Annotated in this window: 7 protein-coding genes; 2 read left to right on the forward strand and 5 right to left on the reverse strand. The window is 65.0% G+C overall.

What is annotated here, in order from left to right; genetic code table 11:
- Positions 1-14: 14 nt before the first annotated feature.
- From CO731_RS27415 to CO731_RS27430, 4 genes are all read right to left on the reverse strand, one after another.
- Complete coding sequence (locus tag CO731_RS27415) at positions 15-797, reverse strand: DeoR/GlpR family DNA-binding transcription regulator (RefSeq protein ID WP_108610261.1); 783 nt, start codon at positions 795-797, stop codon at positions 15-17.
- 77 nt (positions 798-874) lie between these two features.
- A complete protein-coding gene (locus tag CO731_RS27420; protein WP_108610262.1) occupies positions 875-3,295 on the reverse strand; it encodes an FAD-dependent oxidoreductase in 2,421 nt (806 codons plus the stop codon).
- Between the two features lie 74 nt (positions 3,296-3,369).
- Positions 3,370-4,326, reverse strand: coding sequence for a PDR/VanB family oxidoreductase (locus CO731_RS27425; protein WP_108610263.1), 957 nt, complete (start codon positions 4,324-4,326; stop codon positions 3,370-3,372).
- 183 nt (positions 4,327-4,509) lie between these two features.
- A complete protein-coding gene (locus CO731_RS27430; protein ID WP_108610264.1) occupies positions 4,510-5,709 on the reverse strand; it encodes an aromatic ring-hydroxylating dioxygenase subunit alpha in 1,200 nt (399 codons plus the stop codon).
- Between the two features lie 103 nt (positions 5,710-5,812).
- On the opposite strand from CO731_RS27430, the gene gcvA reads away from it, so the two are divergent.
- Together gcvA and CO731_RS27440 are read left to right on the forward strand one after the other, a co-directional pair.
- Complete coding sequence (gene gcvA / locus CO731_RS27435) at positions 5,813-6,697, forward strand: transcriptional regulator GcvA (RefSeq protein WP_108610265.1); 885 nt, start codon at positions 5,813-5,815, stop codon at positions 6,695-6,697.
- 137 nt (positions 6,698-6,834) lie between these two features.
- Positions 6,835-7,893, forward strand: coding sequence for a GlxA family transcriptional regulator (locus CO731_RS27440; RefSeq protein ID WP_159091749.1), 1,059 nt, complete (start codon positions 6,835-6,837; stop codon positions 7,891-7,893).
- A gap of 162 nt (positions 7,894-8,055) precedes the next feature.
- Here CO731_RS27440 and CO731_RS27445 read toward each other — a convergent pair whose 3' ends face one another.
- Entirely contained in the window at positions 8,056-10,158 is a 2,103-nt protein-coding gene (locus CO731_RS27445; protein WP_108610267.1) for a bifunctional rhamnulose-1-phosphate aldolase/short-chain dehydrogenase, read from the reverse strand.
- Between the last annotated feature and the right edge of the window lie 187 nt (positions 10,159-10,345).

Raw genomic sequence — 10,345 nt, forward strand, 5'->3', positions numbered from 1 at the left:
CTCCCCCAGGTCGGCTATTCGCCGACGATCACCTTCGGTCCCTTGCGCTCCAGTGCCTCCACCATCGCTGCGGGGGGAGGGGCGTCGACGATGATGCCGGCGGCAAGCTCGAAGCGTTGGATGCGCAGCGGCGTCAGCCGGCCGAACTTCGAGCTGTCGAGCACGAAATAGGCGCGGGCGGCGGTGGCCGCCATGCGCGAGCGCTGCTCGGCGCCGTTGCGGGTGAAGTCGGTGATCTCGCCATCGGGCGACAGCGCGCCGGCGCCGAGGAAAGCGACGTCGATGCGGAAGCGGCTTATGGCTTCGAGTGCGTCGATGCCGACGGCGGCCTCTTCCGACGGGTCGATCTCGCCTCCGAGCATGTGGACGCGCACATGCGGCTGGCGGCACATATGCAGGGCGATCGTCAGGCTGGTGGTGCAGATGGTCAGGTTCTGCTTGCCGGTAAGCGCATGCGCCACGGCGAGCGTGGTCGTGCCGGAATCGAGGAACACCACCATGCCGTCCTCGACGAGAGCTGCGGCGGCCCGGCCGATGGCGGCCTTGCCGCCGGCGTTCTCCTGGCTGCGCAGGGTGAGCGCCGGCTCGGTGGCCTCGAACAAAGTCGCCCCGCCATGGACGAGGTCGAGCTGGCCGCGCTCGGCCAAAAACTTCATGTCGCGGCGGATCGTCTCCCGCGACACGTCGAAGAAGGCGGCAAGCTCGGTGATGCCGACCGAACCGTCGGCGGCAAGCCGCCTCAGGATCTCGTCATGGCGGCGCGGCGCGAGCGCCTTGTGGTTCTGCGAGTCGGACATGGGGCCAATGTGGCGGCATTGCCGTCACATTGGCAAGCAGATGTTGCAATATGTGGCATGCGGCGCATGCCGCCACATCAGATCCGGACGCGTTCGCCCGTGGGGTCGTAGGCGCAGCGCTCCACCACGGTGGCGCGGCTGCGGCGGCCGAAGGCCTCGACCTCGATCTCCTGGAGGCGCATGTCGTCGCCCTTGAGATAGCCGAAGACGAGCGAAGCGCCGACCGTGTGGCCGAAGTCGCCGCTGGTCGTCATGCCGACGACGCGGCCGTTCACCGACATCGCCTCGCCGCCATAAACGGGCAGGGGATCATCCAGGCGGAAGCAGGCGAGCTTGCGGGTCAGTCCATGTTCCTTCTGGGCGGCGAGCGCGTCGCGGCCCTGGAAGTCGCCCTTCTTCATCGCAACGGCAAAGCCAAGGCCTGCTTCCAGCGGCGTATCGTCGGGCGTGATGTCGGCGCCCCAGTAGAGGTAGCGCTTTTCCATGCGCAGGCTCGAGATCGCCTTGTAGCCGACATCGGCAATGCCGAATGGAGCACCCGCCTCGCGCAGCACCTCATAGACATAGGCCATGTATTCCGTGGGCACATGCAGCTCCCAGCCGAGCTCGCCGACATAGGTGACGCGGGCAGCAAAGACCGGCGCCCAGCCGACGCGGATCTCGCGGCAGGTCATGTAGGGGAAGGCCTCATTGGAGACGTCGTGCTCGCTGGCCTTGGCCAGCACCTCGCGGGCCAGCGGCCCGCACAGATTGATGACGCCATAGGCGCCGGTCACGTCATGCACCGACACCGAGCCGTCGCGCGGCATGTGGCGGCGGATCCAGCCGCCGTCGCGGGTGCCGAAGGCGGATCCGGTGACAACATGGAAGCGGTCTGCGCCGCGTCGCATGATGGTGAGATCGGCCTCGATGCCGCCGCGCCTGTTGAGCAGCTGGGTGTAGATGACGGCGTTGTCGCCGCGGTCGACATTGGCTGCCGCCAGCCACTGCAGATAGGCGAGCGCGCCCGGGCCCGAGACCTCGAATTTCGAGAAGGACGACTGGTCGACCAGTGCCACGCCCTCACGTACGATCTTGTGTTCGCGGCCGATGACTTCGGCATAGGGCGCGCGTTCGAAGGTTTCGAGCGGCGGCTTGGCCTCGCCAGGCTTGAGGAAATAGTTGGGGCGTTCCCAGCCGAACTTGACGCCGTTGACGGCGCCCTGCGCGGTCAGCGTCTGGTAGAGCGGCGAGCGCCGTAGCGGCCGGCAGGCCGAACGTTCTTCTTCCGGCCAGGCGATGGCGTAATATTTCGAATAGGCCTCGATGGCGCTGTCCCTGAGATAGGCGAGCCCGCCATGCGGATGGCCGAAGCGGCGCAGGTCGAAGGCCCAGAGGTCCATGCCCGGGTCGCCTTCGACAATCCAGTTGGCCATGGCGCGGCCCGCGCCACCGGAAGCGGCGATGCCTGAGGTGAAGCCGCAGGCGACGAAGAAGTTCTCATAGTCGCCTGCAAGGCCCATGACCGGCTCGCCGTCGGCTGAGATCGGGATCGGGCCGTTGACCACGGCGCGCACGCCGAGTTCGCCAAGGATCGGAATGCGGTTTGCGGCACCTTCGATCACTTCCGAGATGCGCTCGAGATCGTCGGGGAAAAGCTCCTGGCCAAAACTCATCGGCAGCTTGCCGAGCCCGTAGGCGGCGCGGGTCTCCTTCTCCCAGCCGCCGATCGCCATCGCGCCCGGCTCCGGCTTGACGTAGAAATTGGCGTCGGGATCGCGCAGGGTCGGCAGGTCGTCGGGCACGGCAGGCGACTTCTCGGTGACGAAATATTCGTGCTCGACGACCGTGATCGGCAGGTCGATGCCGGCGAGTTCGCCGAGCTGGCGCGCCCACAGGCCGGCGGCATTGACGACGATCTCGCAGCCGACATCTCCATCCGCGGTCTTCACCGCGGTGATGCGGCGATCCTTGATGGCAAAGCCGGTGACCGTCACGCCCTCGACGATGCGTACGCCGCCTGCACGTGCGCCCTTGGCGTAGGCATGGGTCAGCGAATAGGGGTCGACATGGCCGTCTGAGGCGATCCAGGTCGCGCCGCGCAGGTCCTTGGTGTCGACCAGCGGGAACAGCCGCTTCACCTCGTCAGGCCCGACCAGCTCCATGTCGAAGCCGTAGCTCTTGGCGGCGGTATGGGCGCGCTTGAGTTCCTCCCAGCGGGCATCGGAAGCGGCGAGGCGCAGGCTGCCGACATTCTTCCAGCCGACGTCCTGGCCGGTCTCGGCACCGATCTTCGCACACAGGTCGGCGCTGTACTGCATCAGGCGCGTCAGGTTCACCTTGCTGCGCAGCTGGCCCATCAGGCCAGCGGCATGCCAGGTCGAGCCCGCCGTCAGCTGGTTCTTTTCGAGGAGCAGCACGTCCTTTTCGCCGGCCTTGGCGAGGTGGTAGGCGATGGAGGTGCCGATGGCGCCACCTCCGACGATGACGATGCGGGCGTGCGAGGGAAGCTTGGACATGTTGGCCTTTCGGGACTGGCCTCGCAGGCGGCGAGGAATTTTGGTTTCGGTGCGGCCGGCGCGTGCCGGCCTGTTCAGAGATCGAGGGTGAGGCTAGCTGACCTGGCGCGCGAGCAGCAGACGGTGAGGAAGTCGCGGCGCTCGTCGTCGGTCAAAGCCTGGTCGCGGTGGTCGGGTTCGCCGTCGAGATAAGGAACCATGCAGGAGCCGCAGATACCCTGCCGGCAGCTGGTCGCGATGTCGTGGCCGTCGGCCTTGAGCGCGGCGAGCAATGTCGTGCCAACGGATACCTGGATGGTCTTGCCGGTCGAGGCGATGGTCACCGAAAACTGCTTGTCGCCTTCCGCCTGCCTGGCCTCGGGTGTGAAGCTTTCGACATGGACTTGCTCGCGCGGCCAGCTTTCCGTGGCGCGGTTGAAGGCTTTCAGGAAACCGGCGGGACCGCAGGCATAGGCATGCACACCTGCAGCCGCAGTGCCGACGAGCGCCGCCATGTCAGGCCTGCGAGCCGGGTCGTTGCCGTCGAGATGGAGTGCCGCACGCCCTGCCGCGACCTCGGCCTGGATGATATCGCGAAACGCCACTTCCTTCAGCGAGCGGGCGCAGACATGGACGAAATAGCTCGCCTTGCTTCGCTTGAGATGGTGGATCATGGCGATGACAGGCGTGATGCCGATGCCGCCTGACATGAGGACGTGGTGTTGCCCATTCTCGGCAAGCGGGAACCCGTTGCGTGGCGGATCGGCGCGCACCAGCACGCCGCGTGCAAACGTCTCGGCGACTTCGAGCGAGCCGCCTTCGCCATTCTCCTCGCGCTGGACCGCCACCCAGTATTCGGCCCTGTTGGCCGGGTCGCCGCACAGCGAGTAGCAGCGTGCCCGGCTGCTCGGCAGGCGGAAGTTGAGATGCGCGCCCGCACTCCAGGCGGGCAATCGCTCGCCATGGGGCGACAACAGACGATACGCCGACACGCGGGGTGTCAGCACCTCGATCTCGGCCACTTGCAGCAGGATTTCCGGCCTGGAGAGCATTCTTCACGTGTCCCTGGGACTAGGCGCTGGCGACCCCCCCCCCTTGTGGGGGGGGGTAAGGGTGGGGGTACTGCCAGAGGCGGAGCCCGCCGGGATGGGAACCTGACATGGCATCGCCAGCGGACCCCCACCCTCAATCCCTCCCCACAAGGGGGAGGGGAGGTTGTCATCGTCGCGCTCAGATCACGCCGTCATCTGGTCGGCGTACCACCTGACATAACGATCGACATTGGCCTCTTTGGTCGGCGAATAGGGGCCGGGCTCGAAGCCGGGCGAGGTGATCCCAATCCACTGGCGGCGGCAGATCTCCCAGTCCTCCGACATCACCTGATCGTGGAAGGCGGCGATCTTCTCGGGGTCGTAGTCGCGGCCCTCGACAGCGTTTTCATCGACCAGCCAGTAGCCGCGAACGATGGTCCTGGTCGGTGACACCGGCGTGATCCGCACCGTATGGGCATAGTCGGAATTGGCGTGGCACCAGAAGTTGATGTTGGTGTTGGCGCGCGCCGTGCCCATGTCGGGATCGGTGAAACCGGCCATCAGCACGTCGCAGACCAGCTGCCCGTCCGGACTCTCGGTGACCATGCCCTTGCGCACCGGGGTGCGGTTGGCGCGGAACCATTCGGACGTGTTGTTGGACGAGGTGTTGACGCGGGCCGTGTCGAGACCGGCTTTTTCCCAGCGGATGCGGCAGTCGCCCAGCCGCTCCGAAATCTCGTCCTTGAGGTCGGGATTGTCGTTTTCGGTGTCGTACTGCACCGAGACATAGCCATGGTGGTTGGCTTCGCAGTGATAGCACTCGCGATTGTTCTCGACGACGATCTTCCAGTTCACGTCGATCTCGTAATCGCGGATCAGCGCGATCTTTGCCTTGGCCATGCCTTGCGATTTCAGGATCGGCGACAGGTGGTCGCGCAGCTCGTGGAAGGGCGAGGGGGTCCCGGACAGGTTGACGAAGATCAGCCCGTCGAACTCTTCCGCATGCGCCCGCTTCAGGCCGTGTGCGGCCTTGTCGAAATCTTCGCCCATCATCGGTGCGCCGATCAGCTGGCCGTCATGGGCATAGGACCAGGAGTGATAGGGGCAAACCAGTCGTGTCGCCTTGCCCTTCTCCTTGGTGCAGATGATCGAGCCGCGGTGGCGGCAGACATTATGGTGGGCATGCACCTTGCCGTCGCGGTCGCGCACCACGACGACGGGCGCGCCGCCGACATCGAGCGTCATGTAGTCACCCGCCTTGGGCAGCTCGATCGAGTGGCCGGCGAAGAACCAGCTGTTGCGGAAGATGCGGGCCTGCTCTTCGGCGAAAATCTCGGGATCGGTGTAGAAAGCGCGCGGCAGGCCGTAGCCGGGGCGATAACCCTGGAGCCAGTGGACGTTCATAGCAGTGCCTCCCAGATGCAGAACTGGGCGGATTGGAACCGCTATTGCCTGTGCGAGCAAACGCGATTACCTTGGGGGAAGCGTAAGAAAATCTAATGGTGCTATGGCCTCTGCCCGACCACCCCTGAACTGGCTCCGGGCCTTCGAGGCTGCGGCACGGCTTGGCAGCTTCGCTGCCGCCGGCGCGGAACTGAACGTCACGCCCTCGGCCATCTCCCAGCACATCAGGGCGCTCGAGCTCAGGCTCGGCAAGGAGCTGTTCGACCGCCACGCCAATGGCGTCAGGTTGACCGACCGGGGCCGCCGTTATGCCGAAGAGCTCGGACGTGCCTTCGGCCTGATCGATGAGGCGACCGCCAGGATCGCCGGACGCGGCACGCGCGAAATGCTGGTCGTGCATGTGCCGACGTCGTTTGCCAGCCAGTGGATCGCACCGCGGCTCGACCTGTTTCGTGCCTCCCATCCGACCATCGATCTCAGGCTGACCGCGCTCGACCATGGCGAAGGCAAGGTCGATGCCGCGATCGAGTTCGGCTGGGGCAACTGGCCGAAGCGCGAGGCGACGCTGCTTTTGCGCGACGAGACCTTTCCGGTCTGTACGCCGAAATATGCCGAGTCGCTGAATTCACCCGAGGACCTGAGGGCTCGAGACCTGCTGCATGTGCCCGGCTATGACGAGGATTGGGACACCTGGCTCGCCCATGTCGGCGTTACCGGCATCGACACATCGGCCGGTTCGTTCTTCGACCAGTCGATCATGGGCATTCGTGCCGCGATCGAAGGCAAGGGCGTGCTGCTCGGCAGGACGGCGCTCATCGAACGCGAACTGGCGAGCGGCCTCCTGGTGGCGCCGTTCGAGCAGCGACTGCGCGGGGCGGGATCCTACTGGTTCCTTGCCACGCCGCAGAAAGCCAGGACACCGAAGGTGACGGCTTTCCGTGACTGGCTGTTGAGCATGACCGCGCCCGTGGCAGCCGTCGGGGCGTGATCTCGGACTGCCCGGGGTGACGCTTGCCGCAAATTGCAATGTTGCATTTTGTGCTATTTTGCGCCAATTTGTGACTCAACGGTTTTGGCCTGGGAAAAGTCGAGCTCCTGCCTTGCCGCATGCGCCGGGAGGGCCACATGAACGCGCCAAGCAAGCACACGGACTTCGATGTTGGAGCCCGCTGGCCGGGTGTGGGTTTCCAGCGTTCGGTGCCGCGATCCCAAGTGGCACAAGCATCGGCCGAGTTCTCCATCCTGCTCTTGCAGGGCTTTTCCCAGCTCTGCCTGTCGTCACTGGTCGAGCCATTGCGGCTTGCCAATGCGCTGGCCGGCACCGAGCTGTTTCGCTGGAAGCTCGTCAGCCTCGACGGACGCTCGGTGGCGAGCGCCAGCGGCATTGCCGTCGAGGTATCAGGCAGTTTCGCCGAGGCGGCCAAGGCGCTGCCGTTCGAGCCGCAGGCGGCATTGGCGATCTGCGCCGGGGAGGGCGTGGAACAGCACGGCTCGCAGGAGCTGCGCGCCTGCCTGCGCCGTATCGGCCGCGCCCAACTCCCAATCTATGCGTTGGGCACCGCGACCTGGCTGCTGGCCGATGCGGGTCTGCTCGGCGATGCGCGCTGCACCATCCACTGGGGCAAGATGGCAGCACTTTCCGAAACCTTCTACGATCTCGCCATCGACGACGCGCTGTTCGTGCGCGACGGCCAGATCGTCACCTGCGCCGGCGAACTCGCCGCCTTCGACCTTGCCATCGACATCGTGCAGGAACGCTGCGGCACGGAATTGGCGCGCAGCATCTGTCAGCATGTCACCGCCGATCGCTGGCGCGACGGCGCCGCCTGCCAGTCGGTGCCGCCGGGCCTTCGTTATGGCAGCACCGGCAAGAAACTGTTGCGCATCGTCCAGCTGATGGAAAAGCACATCGAGGAGCCGCTGTCGCTGGAGGAGATCTCGGCCCAGGTGTCGCTGTCGCGGCGCCAGATCGAACGGCTGTTCGAACGCCATCTCGCGACGACGCCATGGCAGCATTATCTCGGCCTGCGGCTCGCCAAGGCGCGGCAACTGATCGAACTCACCAACATGCCCATCATGAACGTCGCCGTTGCCTGCGGCTTCGTCTCGTCTTCGCATTTCTCGAAAAGCTTTCGCGACCACTTCAAGGTCCTGCCGAGCAAGTTGCGCTCGCCCGCGGCGTGACGATCAGGCGTCGACGCTAACGGCGCTTCGACATCAGGCTGGACAGCCTGTCGTTCGCAGGCGATCGCTGCTGCTCAGGCCGCCATAGGGCGTCACTACCCGGCGTGGAAGACTCGGCGCTGCGCTCCAGGGCCACGGCATAGCCCTGGACTTGCGTCCACCTCATCGCGTGAAGCTCTGGGCGTTGCCGGCGTCGACATTGATGATGTTGCCGGTCGACTTGGCCGACATGTCGGAGGCGAGGAAGTAGACGGCCTCGGCGATGTCTTCCGGGAAGACCGAGCGCTTCAGCATCGAGCGCTTTCGGTAGTGTTCCTCAAGTTCGTCCGGCTGCATCGCATAGGCCGCCGCGCGCTGTTCACGCCATTCGCCGGTCCAGATCTTGGAGCCGCGCAGTACGGCATCCGGATTGACCGTGTTGACCCGGATCTGGTGCTCCGCCCCTTCGAGCGCCAGGCAGCGGGCAAGATGGATCTCGGCCGCCTTGGCGGTGCAGTAGGCCGCCGCATTGGGCGAGGCGGCAAGCCCATTCTTCGAGGCGATGAAGACGATGTTGCCGCCGAGCTGCTGCTGCTTGAAGGTCCGGAAGGCCTCGCGCGACACCAGGAAGTAGCCCTTGGCGAGGATATCCATGTTCCGGTTCCACATGGAAAGTTCAGTGTCCTCGATCGGCGCCGACGACGAGATGCCGGCGTTCGAGACCAGGATGTCGACGCCGCCGAACTCGACGGCGCTTGCGGTATAGGCTGCAGCCACGCCAACCTCGTCGGTGACGTCGAGCTGCACCGGCCGCACCACATCCTTGCCGAAAGTTTTGCCCAACTCGTCATGGGCAGTCGCCAGTGCCTGCTCGTCTATGTCGGCGATCACCACGCAGGCGCCCTCGCGCAGAAGCCGGACCGCGGTTGCCTTGCCGATGCCGCCGGCGCCGCCCGTGACCAAGGCGATCTGCCCTGCCAGCGACTTCGGCTTGGGCATGCGCTGCAGTTTGGCTTCCTCGAGCAGCCAGTACTCGATGTCGAAAGCCTCCTGCTCGAGCAGGCCGATATAGGTCGACACCGCCGAGGCACCGCGCATGACATTGATGGCGTTGACGTAGAACTCAGCCGAAATCCTGGCGGTCGCCTTGTCGGCGGCGAAGGTGAACATGCCGACGCCGGGCACCAGGTAGACCACGGCATTGGGGTCGCGCACGGCGGGCGAATCCGCATGCTTGCAACGATCGTAATAGGCCTGGTAGCCGGCGCGGTAATCGTCCAGCGCCTGGGGCAGGGCTGCGACCACGGCATCCACGTCCGGCTTTGACGGATCGAAGGCGACCACCAGCGGCCTGATCTTGGTGCGCAGGAAATGGTCGGGGCAGGAAGTGCCGAGTGCCGCAAGGTCGCTCAGGTCGTGCGAGTTGACGAACTCCAGCACGGCGTCGCTATCGTCGAAATGACCGAGCTTGCGCACGCCTTGTTGCGAGATCATTCCGCGGATGCGGGGCATCAAGCGCGCAGCGATTGCACGGCGTTCGACCGCCGGCAACGACTTCACGGCCGTGCCGCCGAAAGCCGGCTTGCCCTTCGTCTCGCCTTCGAACCAGCCGATGGCCTTGTTGATGGTGTCGATGGTGATCGAGTAGCATTCTTTTGGCGTATCGCCCCAGGTGAACAGGCCATGGCTTTCGAGCACGACGCCCTTGGCTGAGGGATTTTCCAGGCAGAATTTTTCCAGCCAGAGGCCGAGCTCGAAGCCCGGCCGCTTCCACGGCAGCCAGCCGATCTCGTCGCCAAAGATCCTGGCGGTCAGTGCCTTGGAATCCTTGGCCGCGGCGATCGCGATGATCGCGTCGGGATGCATGTGGTCGACGTAAGCCCTTGGAACATAGGCATGAAGCGGGGTGTCGATGGAGGCCGCGCGCGGGTTGAGGTTGAAGGTGCAGTGCGGCAGGTAGCCGACCATCTCGTCTTCATGCGCGAGGCCGCGATAGAGCCCCTTCAGAGCCCTGAGCTTGTCCATATAAAGCGTGGCGAAGCCGTCGAGCTTGATCGAGGCGCTGTCGCCGCCCGATCCCTTGACCCATAGCACCTCGACCTCGGCGCCGGTCAGCGGATCCTGCTGGATGATCTTGGACGAGGTGTTGCCGCCGCCATAGTTGGTGACACGCTTGTCCGAACCCAGGATGTTGGAGCGATAGACCAGCCGCTCCGGCTCGCTCATGGCGGCGGCCTTCGCGTCGTCCCACAGATTTGCAAGCCGCGTGGAGTTGGTGTCGGGCATGTCGGATTCCTCCCGGCGCGAGATCGGGCGCCGCTCTCGTTTGGCCGTAAAATCAGGCCAAGCCATGCGGTTTGTCAATCGCAAAAAGATTGAACTTTGTCATTGTGCGGCGCGGTATGATCTAGTTGCAGCGCGATATGAGCAATTTTCGTCACAAACCGCTTGCGCAAGAATCTGATTTGCGTAA

Origin of the sequence: Aminobacter sp. MSH1 (genome assembly GCF_003071665.1) — a bacterium.
Classification (GTDB): domain Bacteria; phylum Pseudomonadota; class Alphaproteobacteria; order Rhizobiales; family Rhizobiaceae; genus Aminobacter; species Aminobacter niigataensis.